The organism is Pollutimonas rozaliensis (genome assembly GCF_048751585.1).
Taxonomy (GTDB): domain Bacteria; phylum Pseudomonadota; class Gammaproteobacteria; order Burkholderiales; family Burkholderiaceae_B.
Map to the genome: position 1 here is coordinate 266,812 of NZ_JAZHOB010000008.1, position 18,999 is coordinate 285,810.

At 56.2% G+C, this 18,999-nt stretch carries 19 protein-coding genes and 1 tRNA gene; 2 read left to right on the forward strand and 18 right to left on the reverse strand.

Annotation, left to right across the window (positions count from 1 at the left end; translation table 11 throughout):
• Positions 1-11 precede the first annotated feature (11 nt).
• The 7 genes from glnQ to V0R37_RS16530 form a co-directional block, all read right to left on the reverse strand.
• Positions 12-740 carry a glutamine ABC transporter ATP-binding protein GlnQ gene (glnQ, locus tag V0R37_RS16500; protein WP_420375547.1) on the reverse strand — a complete coding sequence of 243 codons (729 nt, stop codon included), beginning with the start codon at positions 738-740 and terminating at the stop codon, positions 12-14.
• The gene (locus V0R37_RS16505; protein WP_420375548.1) at positions 737-1,576 is read right to left on the reverse strand and encodes an ABC transporter permease subunit; all 840 of its coding nucleotides are present in this window, start codon (positions 1,574-1,576) and stop codon (positions 737-739) included. The genes glnQ and V0R37_RS16505 overlap by 4 nt, the downstream gene beginning before the upstream one ends.
• A gap of 138 nt (positions 1,577-1,714) precedes the next feature.
• Positions 1,715-2,470 carry a glutamine ABC transporter substrate-binding protein GlnH gene (gene glnH / locus V0R37_RS16510; RefSeq protein WP_420375549.1) on the reverse strand — a complete coding sequence of 252 codons (756 nt, stop codon included), beginning with the start codon at positions 2,468-2,470 and terminating at the stop codon, positions 1,715-1,717.
• Between the two features lie 155 nt (positions 2,471-2,625).
• Positions 2,626-3,417 (reverse strand): MetQ/NlpA family ABC transporter substrate-binding protein, encoded by a 792-nt coding sequence (locus V0R37_RS16515; RefSeq protein ID WP_420375550.1) that lies wholly within the window; start codon positions 3,415-3,417, stop codon positions 2,626-2,628.
• A 19-nt stretch (positions 3,418-3,436) separates the two neighbouring features.
• The gene (locus tag V0R37_RS16520) at positions 3,437-4,096 is read right to left on the reverse strand and encodes a methionine ABC transporter permease (protein ID WP_420375551.1); all 660 of its coding nucleotides are present in this window, start codon (positions 4,094-4,096) and stop codon (positions 3,437-3,439) included.
• Positions 4,093-5,103: a methionine ABC transporter ATP-binding protein gene (locus tag V0R37_RS16525; RefSeq protein ID WP_420375552.1), complete on the reverse strand. Its 1,011-nt coding sequence runs from the start codon at positions 5,101-5,103 to the stop codon at positions 4,093-4,095. Before V0R37_RS16525 ends, V0R37_RS16520 begins: the two co-directional genes overlap by 4 nt.
• 375 nt (positions 5,104-5,478) lie before the next feature.
• Positions 5,479-5,554: transfer RNA gene (locus V0R37_RS16530), tRNA-Lys, on the reverse strand.
• Between the two features lie 17 nt (positions 5,555-5,571).
• Here V0R37_RS16530 and V0R37_RS16535 point away from each other — a divergent pair.
• Entirely contained in the window at positions 5,572-6,396 is an 825-nt protein-coding gene (locus V0R37_RS16535; protein WP_420375553.1) for a metallophosphoesterase, read from the forward strand.
• Positions 6,397-6,452: 56 nt separating this feature from the next.
• Here V0R37_RS16535 and V0R37_RS16540 read toward each other — a convergent pair whose 3' ends face one another.
• The 11 genes from V0R37_RS16540 to cofE all read right to left on the reverse strand — a co-directional run bounded on the left by V0R37_RS16540 (position 6,453) and on the right by cofE (position 16,390).
• On the reverse strand, positions 6,453-7,622 hold the full coding sequence (locus V0R37_RS16540; RefSeq protein ID WP_420375554.1) for a thiolase: 1,170 nt from the start codon (positions 7,620-7,622) through the stop codon (positions 6,453-6,455).
• Positions 7,619-8,002, reverse strand: coding sequence for a Zn-ribbon domain-containing OB-fold protein (locus V0R37_RS16545; RefSeq protein ID WP_420375555.1), 384 nt, complete (start codon positions 8,000-8,002; stop codon positions 7,619-7,621). Before V0R37_RS16545 ends, V0R37_RS16540 begins: the two co-directional genes overlap by 4 nt.
• 108 nt (positions 8,003-8,110) lie before the next feature.
• Positions 8,111-8,893 (reverse strand): enoyl-CoA hydratase-related protein, encoded by a 783-nt coding sequence (locus V0R37_RS16550; protein ID WP_420375556.1) that lies wholly within the window; start codon positions 8,891-8,893, stop codon positions 8,111-8,113.
• A 30-nt stretch (positions 8,894-8,923) separates the two neighbouring features.
• Positions 8,924-9,889: a Bug family tripartite tricarboxylate transporter substrate binding protein gene (locus V0R37_RS16555; RefSeq protein WP_420375557.1), complete on the reverse strand. Its 966-nt coding sequence runs from the start codon at positions 9,887-9,889 to the stop codon at positions 8,924-8,926.
• A 93-nt stretch (positions 9,890-9,982) separates the two neighbouring features.
• Positions 9,983-10,654 carry a 2-phospho-L-lactate guanylyltransferase gene (cofC, locus tag V0R37_RS16560; RefSeq protein ID WP_420375558.1) on the reverse strand — a complete coding sequence of 224 codons (672 nt, stop codon included), beginning with the start codon at positions 10,652-10,654 and terminating at the stop codon, positions 9,983-9,985.
• Positions 10,654-11,625 carry a 2-phospho-L-lactate transferase gene (cofD, locus tag V0R37_RS16565; RefSeq protein ID WP_420375559.1) on the reverse strand — a complete coding sequence of 324 codons (972 nt, stop codon included), beginning with the start codon at positions 11,623-11,625 and terminating at the stop codon, positions 10,654-10,656. The genes cofC and cofD overlap by 1 nt, the downstream gene beginning before the upstream one ends.
• Positions 11,622-12,329 carry an NADPH-dependent F420 reductase gene (gene npdG, locus V0R37_RS16570; protein WP_420375560.1) on the reverse strand — a complete coding sequence of 236 codons (708 nt, stop codon included), beginning with the start codon at positions 12,327-12,329 and terminating at the stop codon, positions 11,622-11,624. Before npdG ends, cofD begins: the two co-directional genes overlap by 4 nt.
• Positions 12,329-13,552, reverse strand: a complete 1,224-nt coding sequence (locus V0R37_RS16575) for a CaiB/BaiF CoA transferase family protein (protein ID WP_420375561.1) — start codon at positions 13,550-13,552, stop codon at positions 12,329-12,331. The genes npdG and V0R37_RS16575 overlap by 1 nt, the downstream gene beginning before the upstream one ends.
• Positions 13,549-14,628: a TIGR03617 family F420-dependent LLM class oxidoreductase gene (locus tag V0R37_RS16580; RefSeq protein WP_420375562.1), complete on the reverse strand. Its 1,080-nt coding sequence runs from the start codon at positions 14,626-14,628 to the stop codon at positions 13,549-13,551. Before V0R37_RS16580 ends, V0R37_RS16575 begins: the two co-directional genes overlap by 4 nt.
• A gap of 4 nt (positions 14,629-14,632) precedes the next feature.
• Positions 14,633-15,457 carry an IclR family transcriptional regulator gene (locus V0R37_RS16585; protein WP_420375563.1) on the reverse strand — a complete coding sequence of 275 codons (825 nt, stop codon included), beginning with the start codon at positions 15,455-15,457 and terminating at the stop codon, positions 14,633-14,635.
• A 150-nt stretch (positions 15,458-15,607) separates the two neighbouring features.
• Entirely contained in the window at positions 15,608-16,390 is a 783-nt protein-coding gene (cofE, locus tag V0R37_RS16590) for a coenzyme F420-0:L-glutamate ligase (RefSeq protein WP_420375564.1), read from the reverse strand.
• Positions 16,391-16,485: 95 nt separating this feature from the next.
• Here cofE and cofH point away from each other — a divergent pair, with 95 nt between their 5' ends.
• Positions 16,486-18,957: a 5-amino-6-(D-ribitylamino)uracil--L-tyrosine 4-hydroxyphenyl transferase CofH gene (gene cofH / locus V0R37_RS16595; RefSeq protein WP_420375565.1), complete on the forward strand. Its 2,472-nt coding sequence runs from the start codon at positions 16,486-16,488 to the stop codon at positions 18,955-18,957.
• Positions 18,958-18,999: the final 42 nt, after the last annotated feature.

Genomic DNA, 18,999 nt, shown 5'->3' on the forward strand with positions numbered 1-18,999 from the left:
CGCCCACGCCCTTAAGACACGTGCTGCAGGAAGTCCTTCAGGCGCTGGCTGGGCGGATTGCTAAGCAGTTCATTGGGCGGGCCGTCTTCCGAAATCTTGCCCTGGTCGATGAAAATCAGCCGCGTGCCCACCTTGCGCGCGAACTCCATTTCGTGCGTGACGACCACCATGGTCATGCCTTCCTCGGCCACGTCCTGCATGACCTTAAGAACTTCGTGGCGCAATTCGGGATCGAGCGCCGAAGTGGGCTCGTCGAACAGCATCAATTGCGGGCGTATCGCCAAAGCGCGCGCAATCGCCACGCGCTGCTGCTGCCCGCCCGATAGCTGGCCCGGATAATTATCCATTTTCTCGCCCAGCCCCACTTTGCGCAGCAGGGCCTGCGCCTCGTCGCGGGCTTGCTTGCGCGGCGCGCCGCGCGTGTGGACCGGCCCGAACATGACATTTTCCAGCGCCGTCAATTGCGGAAATAAATTGAACTGCTGAAAGACCATGCCCGCTTCGCGGCGCAGTTCGCGCACCTCCGGGCCGCTGCCCAGCACGCTCAGGCCATTGACGATGATGTCGCCGCCCTCGATGGTCTCCAACACATTGATGCAGCGCAGGAAGGTGGACTTGCCCGACCCGGACGGCCCCACCACCACAACGACCTCGCCCTTCTCTATCGTAAGGTCGATGCCATCTAGCACCACGCTGGAGCCGAAACGCTTGACGACGTTCTTGAATTCAACAATGCTCATACGATCTGTGTCCTGTGTTCGACAAACTTCAGCACCAGCGCAATGAACCCGGTCAGAATCAGGTAAAGAACCGCCACGGCGCCCCATATCTCGACCGAGCGGAAGTTGCTGGCGATGATCTCCTGGCCCTGCCGGGTCAGCTCGGCCACGCCGATCACGATGAACAGCGATGAATCCTTCAGGCTGATGATGCACTGATTGCCCATCGCCGGGATCATGCGGCGCAAGGCGACCGGACCGATGATGAAGGCCAGTATCTTGTAGAACGGCAGGCCCATGGCCTGGCCCGCTTCTTTCAGTCCCTTGGGCACCGACAGCAAGGCCCCGCGCACGATCTCGGCGATGTAGGCCCCCGAGTTGATGACCAATGTAAAGATGGCCGCCAGCACCGCATCGATGCGCCAGCCAAATATCAGCGGAAGCGCAAAATAAATGAACATCACCTGCACGACGATGGGCGTACCGCGTATCAAGAGAATATACACTTGCGCCAGGAAGGAGAGCGCCACCGGTATATATGCCGAGAAACGCAGCAACAGGCCGACCGCGATAGCAGCCTGCAGCGCCAGCCATGCCCAGTCCGGCACACCGGACAGGAATTGGGTGCCGAACCATGAAGCCAGGCGCATCAGCAGATACAGGACGATCACGGTGGCAATCGCGATTGCCGTGCTTTTCCAGGTGACCAGCACTTTGACGTAAGTCGTGACGACGCCGGTCAGGAAGCCGATAAGCGTTCCGCCGATCAAACCAAGCAAGGTGATTTGTATCGTCATTTTCGTGCCTTCGAGCAGGCTGGGCATGGCGTCCCAAATGACAGACCATTCAAAAGTCACGTGATTGCCTTAAGGAAAATGGACGCCGCCCGCGTGCGAACCTGCGCCGTTGCAATGAAAAACGGCGATCCGGCGGTGGGAACCCACCGGATCGCCGGACTGCCGGATCGCCGTCATCCGTCATGAATCGAGTCGGGCTTACTTGACCTTTTGACCGAACCACTTGGTGTACAGGGCGTCGTACTGGCCATTGTCCTGCAGGGCCTTGAGCGCCTTGTTGACGGTGGGCACCAGATCGCTGCCCTTGGGGAAGGCGATGCCGTAGAAGTCCCCGCTCTTGAGCGAGCCCACCACTTTCACACGGCCCTGCCCGCCGGTCTTGGCGAAATACTGCAGGTTCGGGGTGTCGTGCACGACGGCGTCGACGCGGCCCGTGGCCAGCTCAAGGAAGGCATTGTCGATATTGGGGAACAGCTTCAATTTTGCGTTGGGCACATTGGCCTTCAAGTAGTCCACCGTCGCCGTGCCGATTTTTACCGCAACCATCTTTCCTTCAAGATCCTTGGCGGTCTTGATGGTGTTGTTGTCTTTGCCGACAAGAATCGCCAGGCCGCTTTCGTAATAGGGATCGGAAAAATCGATGACCTTCTTGCGATCGTCACGGATGGTGATGCCCGCCAGGGCCACATCGATATTGCGTGTTTGCAGGCCCGGAATGATGCCGTTGAAATCCATGGGGCGCAGACTGTATTTAAGGCCGGCCTGCTTGGCGATGGCATCCCATAGCTCGATATCGAAGCCTGTATATTTTCCGTCCTGCTTGAACTCGAACGGAACGAAGGCCGTGTCGGTTGCAACCAGCAATTCCTTGGCTTGGGCGGCCGCGTTGCCAGCGGGCAATGCCAGGGCAAGCGCCAGTCCGGCCAGAACAGCTTTGAATTTATTTTTGAACATACATGTCTCCTTGTTTACCGTGGACGGCCAATACTCGAATATGAGCGGTTCCTGTGGCGGCCGCTTGTGGCGGCAACCATAAAAAGCGTATGGTAACCGAAAAAAAGCGGCAAGAAGCCGCTTTTTACGCATACGGAAAGCCGTGTTGGCAGCAATCAGAAGGCGGGAACGATGGCGCCCTTGTACTGATCGGCAATGAATTTTCTGGTTTCGGGGCTGTTCAGCGCCTTGACCAGTTTCTTGACCGCCGGATCATCTTTCCTGGCCTCGGTCGTGACCACGATATTGGCATAGGGCGAATCGGAGCCTTCGATGAACAAGGCATCCTTCACCGGATTCAGGCCTGCTTCCAAAGCGTAGTTGGTGTTGATCAGCGCCAGGTCGACGTCGGGCAGAATGCGCGGCAAGGTGGCGGCTTCCAGTTCGCGGAACTTCAGCTTCTTGGGGTTCTCGGCGATATCGCGCGAGGTGGCCAGAATATTGGAAGGATCCTTCAGCTTGATCAGGCCCTGCTTCTGCAGCAACAGCAAGGCGCGTGCGCCATTGGACGGATCATTGGGCAAGGCGATCAGCGCGCCGTCCTTCAGGTCCTTGGTGTCTTTGATCTTGCTGGAATAGGCGCCGAAAGGCTCGACATGCACCAGGCCGACCGTGACCAGCTTGGTCTTGTGCTCCTTGTTGAAGGAATCCAGATAGGGCTTGTGCTGGAAGAAGTTGACGTCGATCTGCCCATCGGCCACTTGCTGGTTGGGCTGCACGTAATCGGTGAACACTTTGATGTCCAGCTCCACGCCGTCCTTGGCCAGCACGGGCTTGACCAGCTCGAGCAGCTCGGCATGAGGCACGGGAGTGGCGGCCACGCTAAGCTTTTCAGCGTTGGCGGCTGTGCCGGCCATCAGGGCGGCAAGGCTGACGGCCAGGGCCGGCACAATTTTTTTCACGAACATAACAGACTCCTTGATAACATTATTTCCGGTTCAGCCTGGCGACAAGCCTGTCGCCGAAAACCTGCAAAAGCTGCACCATTACGACAAGAATGACAACCGTCACGACCATGACGTCTGTCTGGTAACGCTGGTATCCGAAACGCAAGGCCAGATCGCCCAGGCCGCCGCCGCCGATCACTCCGGACATGGCCGAGTAGCCCACCAGGGCAATCGCCGTCACGATGATGGCCGCCACGATGCCGGTGGTGGCTTCGGGAACCAAGGCCATCAGGACGGTCTGGCGCGAATTGGCGCCCATCGCGCGGCAGGCCTCCGACACGCCCGGATCGAGCTCGCGCAAAACGTTCTCGACCAAACGGGCAAAAAACGGCGCGGCGCTGGCGACCAGGGGGGGCACAGCCCCTTCCACCCCCAGCGAAGTGCCGGCCAACACCCGCGTGAAGGGAATCATGACGATCAGCAGGATCAGGAAAGGCACCGACCGCAGCACATTCACCACGAATGAAAGCACATGATAGATGGGGCCGTTCTCGAGCATTTGCTGTTTGCTGGTCAGGAACAGCAAAACGCCCAGGGGCAGGCCGATGATGATGGTGAATACCAATGAGAAGCCCGTCATCAACAAGGTGTCGATAGTGGCCTCGCCGATAAGGGCCCAATCCATATTGGCAAATATCATGGCCGCAACACCTCGTATTCGACGCCTTCCTGGGCAAACAGCCCATTCAGCTTTTCCTGCCCTTGCGGATCGCCCTGCACCGCAATGACCAGTTGTCCATAGGGCGTGTCCTTGATGCGGCTGACCGATCCCTGCAGGATGCTAAGGTCCAATCCAAGTTCGCGGCTGGCCCGGCTCAGCATGGGCTGCACCGTCGCCTCGCCCCGGAAACTCAACCGTATCAGGGTTCCGCCTATGCCCTGGGCCATGTCGCGCCAGCCTTCGGCATCTATTCCGCTTTCCGACAACAGCGATTGCGTGACCGGATGACGCGGATGCAGGAATACATCCAGCACCTCGCCGGACTCCACAATCATGCCGGCATCGATGACGGCCACCCTGTCGCATACCGTGCGTATGACATCCATGCCGTGCGTAATCAGCACAATGGTCAGGCCCAGCCGCTTGTTGATATCCAGCAGCAGGCGCAGTATGGACTGCGTCGTTTCCGGGTCCAGGGCAGATGTGGCCTCATCGCACAGCAGTATCTCGGGCCGATTGGCCAACGCCCGGGCAATGCCCACGCGCTGCTGCTGCCCACCCGACAGTTGACGGGGATACTTGGCGGCGTGTTCCGTCAAGCCGACCAGGGCAAGTACCTCGTGAGCGCGCCGCAGGCGCTCGGCTCGAGCCATGCCGGCCAGCTTGAGCGGAAAGCACACATTGTCCAGGACTGTGCGCGAGCGCAGCAAATTGAAATGCTGGAACACCATACCGACTTGATGCCGGTATTGCCGCAACTGCGCCTCGGTGAATTGAGTGATGTCCTGATCCCGCACGCAGACCTTCCCTTGCGTGGGCCGCTCCAATAGATTCAGCATGCGGATCAGCGTGCTCTTTCCAGCGCCCGAACGGCCGATGATGCCAAAGATCTCGCCCTGCCGGATATGCAGATCCACGCCGGCCAAGGCATGCGAGATGCGGCCAGGTGATTCGTAGGTTTTGCGGATGTTTTCTAGGCGGATCAAAATATGGGCATGGGCTGAAAGAGTCGGTACGCCAACCCGGAGGATGGCGACACAATTTAACATAACCACATAGGGTATATTTGCAAACTATAATAATTTAAAGCTATATAGAATGCACAAAAAATCATGTACGAAGCGCGCGTGTCCGCCTGCTTGTCGCGGTATTCAAATCGCGGCGTTCAAATGTAGTGTCGTCGCTCTGCCCTGGACAAGGGCGGCCCTTCAAACCTGGCCTTAAAAGCGGTATAGTAAAGCCGAATGCATGGCTTCCCGATCATGCGGCTAAAAAATGGCGGCCAATAGCGGCCGCCAATAGCGGCCATAAGTAGCGGCCACAAAAAAACCAGCCTATGGCTGGTGTTTTGACAAGCGGGTTGGTGGGTCGTGCGCGGCTCGAACGCGCGACCAACGGATTAAAAGTCCGGTGCTCTACCAACTGAGCTAACGACCCAACCGAAGAACGAGATTATGGCGGGTTTTAAAAATGCTGTCAAATCAACAATAATGCCTGAATCACGTAACGTTCGACTCAACATACTTTCCGATCTGCATCTTGGCCAAGCGGGCTTGCCGCTGCCCGACGCCGATGCCGACATCGTTGTGCTGGCCGGGGACATCAGCAGGCCAATGCAAGCCATCACCTGGGCTAGCCGTATAGACAAACCTGTGCTGTATGTGCCGGGAAACCACGAGTTCTACGGCAGCAGCATTAAGGAAACTGTCGCGCAGCTAAAGCGCCACGCCGAGGGAACTCAGATCCGGATTCTTGATAATGAAGAAATCGTGCTCAATGGCATCCGTTTTCTTGGCAGCACATTATGGACTGACTTCAATCTTGAGGGGCCGGGCGCCCCCCGTGAACAAGCCATCGCTCAAGCCCTCAAATTTACCTATGATTTCAGCCGCATCAAGTCGGACTTGACTCCGGGAACCACATTGAGTCCCGATGAGCTCGAAGCGATGTTCAATCGCAATCGGGCCTGGCTGGAGCAACGCCTTGATAAGCCGTTCGATGGCCTTACCGTCGTTATCACCCATCACGCCCCCTCTCCGAAAAGCATACATGCACGATTCAAAACCTCGCAAATCAATACCTGTTTCGTATCCGACAGCGAATATCTGATGGGCGAGGACCGCGCCACGCTATGGATACACGGACACACGCATGACAGCTTCGACTATCAGGTAAACGGCACACGTGTAGTCTGCAACCCCCGCGGCTACGTCATCGATGGAATCGGCGAAAACAAGCTATTCGATCCTAATCTGATAATAGAGTTGAGCACGCCATAAACACTGAGCCCGGAATAGGACTTGTTCCGGGCTCAGTGTTTATGGCGACGTCAAGTTCACCAGTATCGCTCGTTCGAAAGAATTGCCGTCGACTGACTGGACAGCGTACCGCCATTGCCATGAACCATCGCAATCCGGGCCTCCGGCACTTGCCGTTCGCCGCAGACGCCGCGTAGTTGCCTGACCGCCTCTATCAACAGGAAGATGCCGTACATTCCGGGATGTATGCAGGAAAGCCCACCTCCGTTGGTATTGACCGCCAGGTGCCCCCCCGGCGCAATTCCGCCATGCTCTACAAAGTCCGGAGCCTCGCCCTTCTTGCAAAACCCCAAGTCCTCCAAAAACAGCAAGGTATTGATCGTGAAGGCGTCATACAGCTCAAGAACATCGATATCTTTATGGGTAACACCTGCCATCTTCATCGCCCTTGGCCCCGACTCCGCTGCCGCGGTCACCGTCAAGTCATGCATTGACGATATTTGGCGATTCCAAACCGCGGTAGCAGCCCCATGCAGATAAACGGCTTTTTGCGGTAACTCAGTGGCCCGGTCGGAACGCAGCAATACATAAGCGCCCGCACCGTCCGTCACAAGACAGCAATCCAGCAGCGACAGGGGATCCGAAATCATGCGAGAGCCAAGAACCTCGTCAATGGACAAAGGGTCGCGCTTGGCAGCTTCGGGATTCAGTTGCGCCCAGCGTCTGGCTGCCACGGCCACCTCCGCCAAATGCCTGCGCGTCGTGCCATATGCATGCATGTGGCGCTGTGCGGCCAAGGCATAGGAAGTGATTGGCGACAGCGGCTGGTAAGGCTGCTCATACGGCTGCGGGTCGAGCATTGCACGGGCACGCACCCCATCCTTCCGTCCAAACTGCGCACTACGCTGAGTGCTCCCATAGCAAACCAGGACCGCATTGCATTGCCCACTTTTTAGAGCCAGAATGGCGGGCAGCAGATGCGCCAAAAAGCTCGAGCCGCCCAGCATGGTGCTTTCTATGAATGATGGGCGTATGCCCAAATACTCCACCACGGGCATGGCCCACATGGTCGCCGAGGAGCTGCACGTCGCAATGCCGTCGATATCGGCCATGGAAAGTCCAGCATCGGCGACCGCTCGAGTAGCCGCTTGGGCCAGAATTTCCATTTCAGTGTAGCCGTCGGCCTCGCCTAAACCCGCCGTCCCTATTCCGGCAATGGCAACCTCGCCTTTAATGCCATCACTCATGCCGATTCCTCCATTTTGAAATAGAGCGTGCCAGTGCCTTCATTCACCTCTACATAAGCGCGAACCGGCATACCGATGAAGATTCGATTCTGCTCAATGCCCTGTACACTGCTCATCACACGCACACCCTCTTCCAAATCGACCAAAACCACGTTGTAATCGCCACCTGACTCAAGCTTGCGACGCACGATGCTGTAGGAATAGATGACACCGGCCCCGGACGGAAGCATCCATTCAAGCGAAGTGCCTCCGCAGTGATGGCACAATACTCGCGGAAAGAACTGGTTCATACCGCAATCCCGGCAATGCTGTATCTCAAAAACCCCACTGGCCAACCCCTTGAAATAATGGGCCTGCGGTCCTTCTATTGTTTGCTCCATATCGCATCTCTTTCCATAAAAACTCGGATGGCCCCGAGATCAAACCGCCCCCCCCGGCTTCGCTGGCGAGCTTCGCGCCTTCGATGAACGTGAGGCTAAAGGTATAAGCTAAGTCCGCCAGACGGGACGGCGCTTTTCCGAGAAAGCGCGCGGCCCCTCGGTAAAATCCGGGCTTGCATAGAGCTCTTTCACCGCCGATAGCGACTTCTGCCGCACATATAGCTGTTCAATGGCCGGCTCGGATAGCCCTTGATCGACAACTTGCATAGCGGCACGCACAGCCGCTGGCGAAGCCTGTGCTATTTCCTTGGCCCACTCCAATGAGGTGTTCAGCACTTCTTCTTGCGGGACCACCTCGTTCACCAACCCAAATTCATACGCGCGCTGAGCCGACAGGCGTTGTCCGGCGACGATAAGGGCCATCGCCACTTTCATCGGCAACTGACGCGGCAACCTCAATAAGCCTCCGGCCGTGGCAACAACGCCCACCCTCGCCTCCGGCAGGGCAAAGGCTGCACTGTCAGCCGCAACAATCAGATCGCATGAGAGCGCAATCTCGAATCCGCCACCAAAGGCAAGGCCGTTGACTGCGGCAATAACGGGTTTAGTTCGCTGCCACCTTGCCGTGATTCCTCCAAAACCGCCAGCCGGCAAGGCCTGTGCTTTTGTGCCGGCCTGATGCTTCAGATCATTTCCGGCGCAAAAGGCGGTTCCGGCACCTGTCAATACCGCCACGCGCAACATTGGATCAGCAAAGAAATTATCGAAAATCTGATTCAATTCAATAGATGCGGGCGGATGAAGAGCATTACGCACTTCCGGCCTATTGATCGTAATAATCAAAACGTGTTCAACGCAATTCACGCTGCAGAAGTTAAGCTCGCTCTTCATGATCACTAAGCACCTTCGATAACAAAAAATTTATTGCTTTTTTATGCCAGCCCGCGCGCCAACCTGAGCCCACTTAACCAGCTCCGCATCGACGAACTTCTGGAAATCCTCCCCGACTATGGTTCCAGGCTCCGCACCCATTTTTTTCAACTGCTCGCGAAATTCCGAACCGGCAAGCACTTCCTTCATGACGGCGGCAAGCTTCTCGGACACCTCGTTGTCTTTATCCCGAGGCATGAAAAGTCCAAACCAAGCCACAGCCTCATAACCGGGCAAAGGTCCCGCTTCGGCAATTGTCGGCACCTCTGGCATCAAGCTGGACCGCTTGGAATCGGTGACGCCCAAAGCCAGAATCTTGCCTGCCTGGACATGGGGCGCGACAGTTACCAGGGAGTTGAACATCATGGGTACGTGTCCCGCGATGACATCATTCAGGGCCGGAGCCGCGCCCTTATAGTTGATATCTTCAATCTCGACACCCGCCATAAACTCGAACAAGGCGCTGGACAACTGGTTTGCGCCCCCAAAGGTTGCCATTGATAACTGATCAGGCTTCTCTTTGGCCAGGCTGATCAGCTCGCTTACAGAGCGTGCCGGGACTTTCTGGGGATTAACGACAAGTGCGCTGGCCATGCCGGCAACCAGTGCAATGGGAGAAAAATCGGCTTTCGTGTCATACGGCAGCGACTTGAAGAAAACCGGATTGGTGACATGATGCGTGGCATTGAACAAAAGCGTGGAGCCATCCGGGGTCGACCTCGCAACGGCCTCCGCTCCGATAATTGCACTGGCGCCTCCGCGATTCTCGACAACGACAGGAACTTTAAGCTTTTCCTGCAAGCCTTTCGCAACAAGACGCCCGATGAGATCAGTTGGACCGCCTGGCGTGAACGGCACTATCACCCTGATCTGTTGCGGGGGAAATGTGGCCTCTGCGGCTACAGCCGCGCCCGGTATGATAAGAGCCAGCACAAGGTTTATCCAATATTTTTTCATTTTTGTCTTCTCCATGATTTATAAAAAGCACGGCAAGTAAATTGCCTAAGCACATACCCAGACGAGATGCGTCGCGGGTTCCAAAAGCGGGCTTTATGCACTCACGGCTATTCGACTCAAGAATGCGCGGGTATGGCGTCCACTCGAATAGCAGCTCAGGACTTCATCGACATGCAGGTCTTCCGGCAGGTCTACGTCCCAACCTATCCCCGGGAACTCAAGAACCCGCGGCGTCATGCCTATTGCCATTGCATTGGACACGTGGCGTTTGAAACTATCGACACCAAAGCTTGTATCCATTGCATCGAAGCGGTAGCCCGCTAATAAATTTGTTCCAACCCCCCTACGGTCGGGAACAATAATGAGTGATTCATTTTCGAGCGCCTGTGCGACTTTCAACAGTTCGCTTGCTTGTGCGAAAGGAATATCGCTTGGCAGGATCATCAATGCATCCGAGTGCAGAGGCTCCACCATCCGCAAGCCGTGCTGTACGGCGCTATTCGTGCCGGACTCGGTAGGGTCGTTGAGCAGCAATGCTCCTGCCGGAGCCATGGCTCTGACTCGTGCATCGTTGCTGACAACGGCAATTCCAGCCAAAAATGGAAGCTCCTTAAGGAGTTCAAATAGATCCGCTAGCATGGCCAAAGCAAGCGCTGCGCGAAGGCCATCGGTAAGAACCGGAGCCAGCCGCTGTTTGGCTAGACTCAGTCTTTTTACAGGGACGATGGCCCAGACCCGTGGAATCGGAAGGTCGGCCGCAATCATCAGGCCTCACTCCCAAGATACTTCGCAAAATCAATGGCGGCGGCAGCCAATGTCCGACGATCCACCTCGTTCGACATCAAGGTTTGTGCGACCATTACGGGCAGGCCCAGTTGATCACGCATGCAACTGTCTGTTTCGTCGATTATTAGGCCGTCCAGTAAGTCGCCGTAGTACTGAACAATCCCCTCATTCCCTTGCCGCACGCTCAGCTCTTCCATAAGCTTGGAGAGGGGGCCTTTTACAGCCCTTCCTCCAACAAGCGGCGATACGGCGAGAATCGGAACGCTCGTCTTCTCGAGAGCGTGGCGAATCCCAGGTATTGCGAGCATAGGCCCGATACTCAGATAGGGATTGGATGGGCACACCATAATCGCAGCCAGGTCGCTGGCGTGTAGCGCGGACAATGCTTGAGGACTTACCCTTGCCTCGGCAGCACCTCTAAATTCCAGTTCGCATACTTTGGGTTGGCACTGATGTTTCACAAAGTAGTGCTGGAAGGGCAGTTCTGACGTATCGACATGCACGATAGTCCGCACTTTGTCATCGGACATGGGGATGACAGAGGCCTCTATCCCAAGTCTTTCGGCGAAGCCAGATGTAACCTCACTTAACGTCTGCCCGCTTTGCAGAGCGCGAGTCCGAGCGACATGCACCGCCAAATCTCGATCCCCCAATTGAAACCAAGTTTCCTCGCCAAATCGCTCCAGCTCTTGCATGAAAGACCAGCTTTCTCCTGCCCGTCCCCACCCCTTCTCCTTATCATTGAGGCCCGCCAATGCATACAACACGCTATCGATATCTGGAGAAATGGACAAACCCAGATGCTCAAAGTCATCGCCTGTATTGACGATAATTTGAAGCCGGCCCCCCAGCAGGTCCGCAAGGCCACGCGCGAGCTTGGCGCCGCCAACACCGCCGCACAAAGCGACGACGCGCCCTGCAGGGCGGAACAAGGATTCGGCCGGTATCATTTTTTCAAGTCGCGCCGATCGGTACTGTCACCATCCAGGCCTGTGATATGTATCCCAGCCGCGGATACCTTGTAGCGCCGATTCAGGCCTATCAAGACAGAGGTCAGCGCTTCCGCCGCTGCCGAGTTCGCCAATGGGCCGCCATCCACGCCACGGCTGGCCACCTGGCTCGCCAACTTGATCACCACATCGCGAGCTTCCTTGTCGTCGCTGAAAACCAGAACGTCGCAGTCGACCCGCTCTCCCAAATGAAGCTTGGAGGCGCCGACATTATGAAATGCGGATGCCACTCTGCTTTCCGGCCCCAAAATACGTTGCGCGATTTGAGCTGCTGATCCTTCAGCAGGTAATTGCACAGTCGCCACACGTGGAGGCACGAGGGGCACTACGGCATCTATGACAATCTTTCCTTCGGCGCCCTCTCGAATTTCGTCCAATGCTTGTTCGTGGCTGCCAAATGGCACTGCGAGCACAATGACATCCCCTTGCGCCGCGGCTTGAGCATAGGAAAGAGCTTGGGCATTACCCAAGCCTTGTACCAGCTCGGCCGCACGCTCGGGTGAACGAGAGCCGATAACGATGCGATGTCCGCTCCGCGACCACGCCTTCGCAAGGCCCGAACCTAGATCGCCGGTGCCGCCAATAATCGCTATTGTCAGCTTCCCGGCTTCGGCCAGTTGTTGAATATCCAGAATTTCAGGCACTAGATGACCCCCCGAGTACGCAACTGCTCGATTTGATCCTTAGACTTCCCAAGATAGGAAGTCAGTATCTGTTCAGTGTGTTCTCCCAGAGCAGGAGGAGCGAGCCTATAGCTTGCGGGAGTACCCATCAGCCGCAACGGGCTTGCCAGGACCGGAACGACCCCTTCATCGCTGCGCGGCACATCCACACGCAGTTCTCGATAACGGACCTGCGGATCCTCGAAAACATCTTTGTAGTTGTTTATCGGCCCGCAGGGGACTCCGGCGGCCTCCAGGGTTTCAAGCCAATCGGAACGTGAACGCTCCAGCATGGTTCGCGCAATCTCCGGAACCAACGCGTCGCGGTTGATGATGCGGTTACTCGTTGTGGAGAACCGTTCATCGCCCGCCAAGTCGGGACGGCCCATCACTTTGCAGTAGCGCTGCCACTGGCCGTCATTTCCAACTGTCACGATAATGTGGCCATCAGCGACCTCAAAGGCCTGATAGGGAACCACTGCCGCGTGCGCATTCCCGAATCGCTTCGGAATCTGGCCGTTCAACAGGAAAGCCGTCGCCTGGTTGCTACCCATGGCCACTGTGCAATCAAGAAGAGCCATATCTATGTACTGGCCCGCTCCGCTTACATTGCGATACTCCAACGCGGACAGAATCGCGATCGTCGCGTACATCCCAGTCATGATGTCGGACAGGGCAATGCCGACTTTCTGTGGCCCTCCGCCAGGCAGGTCGTCTCGCTCGCCTGTCAGGCTCATAATGCCGCCCAGCCCTTGAAATACGAAGTCGTAGCCGGGTTTATCGGCGTATGGACCTTCCTGCCCATAACCGGTTATGGAGCAATAAACGATGCGCGGGTTCACCTTCTTTATGGATTCATAATCAAGGCCGTATCTTTTCAAATCGCCGCGCTTATAGTTTTCGATGAAAACGTCGCATTGAGCCGCGAGCTCGCGAATCATCTCCTGCCCTTCACTCGATGAAATATCGACGGTAATAGAGCGCTTGTTTCTATTGCAGCTAGCGTAATATCCCGAGTCGGAAGTATCCTGGCCATGAACATCCTTTATCCATGGCGGCCCCCAACTTCGTGTGTCGTCGCCTCGGCCGGGACGCTCCACCTTGATGACGTCCGCGCCCATATCCGCGAGATTTTGCGTGCACCAGGGGCCGGCCAGAATCCTGGCCATATCCAGAACCTTTAGGTGCGATAGTGCTCCTTTCATGCCTGCTCCGTAACAACCGTGCCTTCCTGTACGCGGCGTATCATCGGCCGCAGTGTTTCGGCGTCTTTTTCATTGTTCACTGCGATGCTGAATCCCACATGCGTCAGCGTGTCCGAGAAGCGATCGACGATCTTGTCGGCGATTTCGTCATACAGCCCGACGACAGCGTAGGTATTGAGCATTTCGTCATCGACATAGCCCGGCATCTCTTCCCAGCGTTGCTCGCGGGAAAGCACACTAAGACGATCGGCAAGGTCTCCAAGGCCCCAGATTTCAAAGGCCGGGCGGTAGGCCGGCGTGGACGCATAGAAGGCGACGCGCGCGCGGACATCGCGAATTTTCTTCTCTAGCTCTTCTTCCGTGCCTGCAGCGGCAACCAGTGGTTTCATGGCAACTGCCATATCCGCGACATTACGGCCGCTTTTTTCGGCCCCCCGCGCGAAGGCGGGCTTCATTACTTCCTTGATGTATCGTGGCGTGCAAACAGGATGGGGACGGAACCCATCAGCCACCTCTCCCGCCACCTGACACATGACGGTGTTGAGCGCCGCAATATGAATGGGAGGCGGCGTAAATTCCATCGGCCCCGGATTGAACAAGGGGACCATGAGATCCAGCTTGTAGCGATCACTGACATAGTTCAATCGAGTGCCGTTTTGCCAGCAGTCCCAGAATGCGCGTACGGCTCCGACATAATCCCTCATCCATGAGCCGGCCGGCGTGTAGTCAAGCCCAAAACGGCGCACCAGGTGCGCTTTCACCTGAGGGCCAAGGCCCAGCGTGAACCGGCCTTTCGATAATGCCTGGAGCCTCCATGCCGCCATAGCAGTCGTATATGGGGTTCGGGCAAAAGCGATGGCAACCGATGTTGCAATTTCCAGTGTGCTCGTACCATGAGCGGCTAGAGCTGTCATGATGAAGGAATCGTCTTTTGTTTCGGTTGACACCATTCCGTCGAATCCCAGGGACTCTACCAGCTTCGCGGTTTCGCACGCTTTGGTGATATCAAACGGCTCATCCGGCTCCCTCAGGCCGGGGTCAGTTTTTCCCAAGTTAAGTTCGGTATATATCTTCACGCCTTTATCTCCTGTGGTAATTCCAACCTAGGGCCGTCGAGAGCTCTCTTGCGGCCGCACACACTTCCTCTTGGATCTGGTTTCGCTGCGATTCCGGCACGACATTGAGCGGAAACACCGACGAGATTGCTCCCACCGTCTTGCCCGCGACATCCAATACCGCGGCCGCGCATCCGCCCACGCCCATAACGCTTTCTCCTTCGTTCCAGGCAAAACCCGACCGCCGTATCTCGCTTAAGACCTCTGCTAAGTCATCTATTTTGGTTATGGTCGCGCTGGTCATGCGGGGCAACCCCGAATCCTCGATCACCGCAGCCAAATCGTGCTCACTCATGCTTGCAAGCATGATTTTTCCCGCGGCTGTGGCATGCAAGGGGCGGCGATCTCCCTGACGCAACTGGACCCTCAAGGCATTGGGACTATGGACTGTCGCCAAGACCAACATGGCGACATCGTCCAACACAGAAACGTGAGCCGACTGCTGGGTGCGTTCGACAAGTTTGCTAAGCACGATCAACGATTGCTTGTACAGAACGTTCTGGTTTGCAACCTGCCATCCCAACTGCAGCACACCCATCCCGAGCCGTATCCGCTTGGTGATCGGATCACGCTCAAGCATGCGCCATTCACACAGGCATGAGACCAAACGGGACACGATGCTTTTATGCATGCCGAGCCGCTCGCTCAATACGGTGAGCGACAGTTCGGGTTCGTCATTAGAGAAGGCATGCAGCATCTGCATGGCTTTATCCACCGTCTTTCGTGAAGTCGGGACCATGGCCTGCGTCGGCTGAGTTGACTGAATGTCTGTGCTTTTTTTCTTGATCATATGAATTTAGTTGCTAAAATAGCAACTCGGTTGCTGATATGGAAATAATAGCATGCAATTTCTCAATTGGGCTATTCAGGGCAAAAAAAAACCTGCACATTTCGTGCAGGTTGAGAATCGGGCGGATTTAAAGAAGAATCGGAAGCGAAGCTACCGGAACATGTCGTATTCGCGAGGACGTATCAAGTCCGTGGCGGCGGCATCCTCATTGGATTTCCAAGACACTCCCCGAATAACGACCACTGGCGTCGCTTCGGAGCTTTGGCCCATCAAGGCAGAACCTGCCGACGCAAGTTCGTCCGCAGTCCCGACCTCGGACGACACCAAAGTCCGGCCATGCATATCGCATGTGCCCCTCAAATCATTCACGGCGGAAATACCCGCCACTCCAATCGCGACGCCCACAGTGCCATTGCGCCAGGCCCGGCCATGGCTGTCATTGATGATCACGCCAATTGCTGCTCCAAAAGCCCGCCCAAGCTCTTCCCTCAACAACTGGGCAGAACGATCCGGATTCTCTGGAAGCAGCAGTGCGGTGTCGTCATTCACCTCTTGCAACACATTGGACATGTCTATCCCTGCATTTGCCATTACGAATCCAAGCCGATGTTCAACAATCAGCACGTCGCGCCGATACCGCAAGACTTCGTTCGACTCATCGAGAATCAACTGCACCAGCCGCGGATCCTTGTTCACCTGGGCTGCAAGCTCGCAGGCACGATCGGAAGGGGCGACATCAGCAAGCCGAACTATCCTGCCCTCCGCCTTTGAGACGATCTTCTGGGCTACGACCAATATGTCGCCATCAAACAAGGCCTGGTTTTCTCTGCGTAGCGCCTGGGAAATCAAGTGGCAAAGATTGTCGCCGGGTTGGACCATAGGCAACGAAGCCGGTGCAAAAAGATTTAGAGAGCGTGTGCGTGGCATAAGCATCAGGGAAATAAAGGGCGATGCCCATAGGTACGACTCGGTGAGCCGTAGACATTAAGCAAATATTTAATTCAAACCAGTAACAGAGAGAGACTACGATGAATAGCAAAAAATCATACTTCGATGCCCTGGCTCCAGATGAATTCGCACAGCGCGACCTCTATGAGCTATTGCCACTAGCCGCGCAGTTGCGCGACCAAATTCACGGGCAGATCATAACCTACTCACGCAAAGTATTCGTTCCGCTAACCAGGCTATGCAGGGACGTTTGCCATTACTGCACTTTCGCAACTACGCCTAAGCCTGGAGAGTCGGCCTATCTATCGAAAGAAGAGGTAATAGACATCGCACGGGCCGGGCAACGCATGGGGTGTTCAGAAGTGCTTTTCACCCTCGGCGACAAGCCGGAACTACGCTATCAATCCGCCAGGGAACAGCTCAGCGAACTGGGCTACAGCACGACAATCGAATATCTAACAGCCATGTGCCAGGCGGTCGTCGAAGAAACCGGACTGCTTCCCCATGCAAACCCTGGCGTCATGTCCGAGCAAGAGCTCGCTATGCTGCGCCTCTGGTCGGTATCGCAGGGCATCATGCTCGAAAGCGCTTCCAGGCGGCTTTGCGAGAAGGGGCAGGTGCATTACGGTTCTCCGGACAAAGATCCCGCACTGCGGCTTGATACCATACGAACCGCGGGAAAACTGAGCATTCCTTTCACAACAGGAATACTGATAGGTATCGGCGAAACGCGTACGGAGAGAATCGAATCGCTTTTAGCATTACGCACATTGCACGAAGAGTACGGCCACATACAGGAAATCATAATTCAGAACTTTCGCGCAAAAGCCGCAACCAAATGCGCCGGACGCGAAGAGCCCGATTTGGCGGATCTAATGTGGACGATTGCCGCTGCCCGGATTATTTTTGGCGCTGAAATGAACATCCAAGCCCCGCCGAACTTGAGCCCACATCTTTACCCCAAGCTGATGCAAGCGGGCTTGAATGACTGGGGCGGCGTATCGCCTGTCACTCCCGACCATGTCAATCCCGAAGCACCGTGGCCTCAATTGACCGAGTTGCGGGAGTCCACAGCCCAAGGCGGCAAAGAGCTGCAGGAAAGAATGGCTATTTATCCCTCCTATGTGCGCAATCTCGAAAAATGGGTCGATCCGGGCTTGAGGACCATAGTCCTGCGGGAAAGCGATTCCGAAGGCTATCCCCGCATGTCGCCTTGGTCCCCCGGACTGAAAGGGGCCGAGCCTCCAACCAGGCGCGCGTCGGCACACAACACGCGGCACAACCTGGTCAGCCCCTCAGTACGCAACGCCCTTGCCCTAGCCCTTGATGGACAGGAACTGAGTGAAGAGATCCTCACAGAATTATTTCATGCGCGTGGCTCGGAGTTCGACGCCATTTGCGAAGCTGCAGATACGGCGCGGCGCGACGCGACCGGCGATGTCGTTCGCTATGTTGTGACACGAAACATCAATTATACGAACGTCTGCCAATACAAATGCGCATTCTGCGCGTTCTCGAAAGGCAAGCATTCGGCCGGCCTGCGCGGCCCCGCGTACGACCTTGATATCGACGAAGTGGTACGTCGAGCCCGTGAAGCAAGGGTACGCGGCGCTAGCGAGGTGTGTCTCCAGGGAGGTATCCATCCCGGATACACCGGCGACACCTATCTGGACCTGGTTCATGCCATCAAAGATGCCGAGCCGGGTTTGCATATTCACGCCTTTTCTCCACTCGAGATCAATCATGGGGCAAACACACTGGGTTTATCGCTGGAGCAGTTTCTGACGAAATTGCGCGACGCGGGACTGGGCTCGCTTCCCGGAACCGCGGCCGAAATTCTTCATGACGATGTCAGAGCCATTATTTGCCCGGACAAGCTCAACACGCAACAATGGATAGACACTGTCGAGACAGCCCACAGGGTGGGCTTGCACACGACATCCACGATGATGTTCGGACACGTAGACAGACCACGGCACTGGAGCCGGCATCTGGTCTTGTTGCGAGAACTTCAGCAACGCACTGGAGGGATAAGTGAATTTGTCCCCTTGCCGTTTGTCCACATGGAGGCTCCTATTTACTATAAGGGGTTGGCGCGCAAGGGGCCCACGTACCGCGAGACGATATTGGTTCATGCACTGGGCCGGCTCGCCCTGCATAGGGTCATACCGAACATTCAGGTTTCGTGGGTCAAGCTGGGGGCTCAAGGAGCTAAAGCATGCTTAGAAGCGGGTGCGAATGATCTTGGAGGCACGTTGATGAATGAAAGCATTTCAAATGCCGCTGGAACCGAATACGGCCAGGAAATGAATCCCGCACAAATGGACAATCTTATTATGTCGATCGGGCGCGTCCCCCGGCAGAGAACCACGTTGTACGGCGTCCCATCGCAGGCCGCCATAGACCTCTCGTATCAAGCGCCTCCGCTGGACACGGTAGTGCTTACCCCTGCGGGCAAATTTCCCACGAACAAGTGCCGATCTGAAGGCATCAAAAACACTTCCATCAAGGTTACTGCGCAAACCGTAAGCTCGCTGGCGCCAGGAGGATAAACGGGCACACGTACGATAGCTGCCGTTTGCGGCATGAGAAGC

What these genes read in the sequence shown, in the direction of transcription:
- glnQ (WP_420375547.1), bottom strand. Translation starts at nt 740, where the DNA reads ATGAGCATTGTTGAATTCAAGAACGTCGTCAAGCGTTTCGGCTCCAGC.
- glnH (WP_420375549.1), bottom strand. Translation starts at nt 2,470, where the DNA reads ATGTTCAAAAATAAATTCAAAGCTGTTCTGGCCGGACTGGCGCTTGCC.
- V0R37_RS16515 (WP_420375550.1), bottom strand. Translation starts at nt 3,417, where the DNA reads ATGTTCGTGAAAAAAATTGTGCCGGCCCTGGCCGTCAGCCTTGCCGCC.
- V0R37_RS16520 (WP_420375551.1), bottom strand. Translation starts at nt 4,096, where the DNA reads ATGATATTTGCCAATATGGATTGGGCCCTTATCGGCGAGGCCACTATC.
- V0R37_RS16535 (WP_420375553.1), top strand. Translation starts at nt 5,572, where the DNA reads ATGGCGGGTTTTAAAAATGCTGTCAAATCAACAATAATGCCTGAATCA.
- V0R37_RS16540 (WP_420375554.1), bottom strand. Translation starts at nt 7,622, where the DNA reads ATGAGTGATGGCATTAAAGGCGAGGTTGCCATTGCCGGAATAGGGACG.
- V0R37_RS16545 (WP_420375555.1), bottom strand. Translation starts at nt 8,002, where the DNA reads ATGGAGCAAACAATAGAAGGACCGCAGGCCCATTATTTCAAGGGGTTG.
- V0R37_RS16550 (WP_420375556.1), bottom strand. Translation starts at nt 8,893, where the DNA reads ATGAAGAGCGAGCTTAACTTCTGCAGCGTGAATTGCGTTGAACACGTT.
- V0R37_RS16555 (WP_420375557.1), bottom strand. Translation starts at nt 9,889, where the DNA reads ATGAAAAAATATTGGATAAACCTTGTGCTGGCTCTTATCATACCGGGC.
- cofC (WP_420375558.1), bottom strand. Translation starts at nt 10,654, where the DNA reads ATGATTGCGGCCGACCTTCCGATTCCACGGGTCTGGGCCATCGTCCCT.
- cofD (WP_420375559.1), bottom strand. Translation starts at nt 11,625, where the DNA reads ATGATACCGGCCGAATCCTTGTTCCGCCCTGCAGGGCGCGTCGTCGCT.
- V0R37_RS16575 (WP_420375561.1), bottom strand. Translation starts at nt 13,552, where the DNA reads ATGAAAGGAGCACTATCGCACCTAAAGGTTCTGGATATGGCCAGGATT.
- V0R37_RS16585 (WP_420375563.1), bottom strand. Translation starts at nt 15,457, where the DNA reads ATGATCAAGAAAAAAAGCACAGACATTCAGTCAACTCAGCCGACGCAG.
- cofE (WP_420375564.1), bottom strand. Translation starts at nt 16,390, where the DNA reads ATGCTTATGCCACGCACACGCTCTCTAAATCTTTTTGCACCGGCTTCG.
- cofH (WP_420375565.1), top strand. Translation starts at nt 16,486, where the DNA reads ATGAATAGCAAAAAATCATACTTCGATGCCCTGGCTCCAGATGAATTC.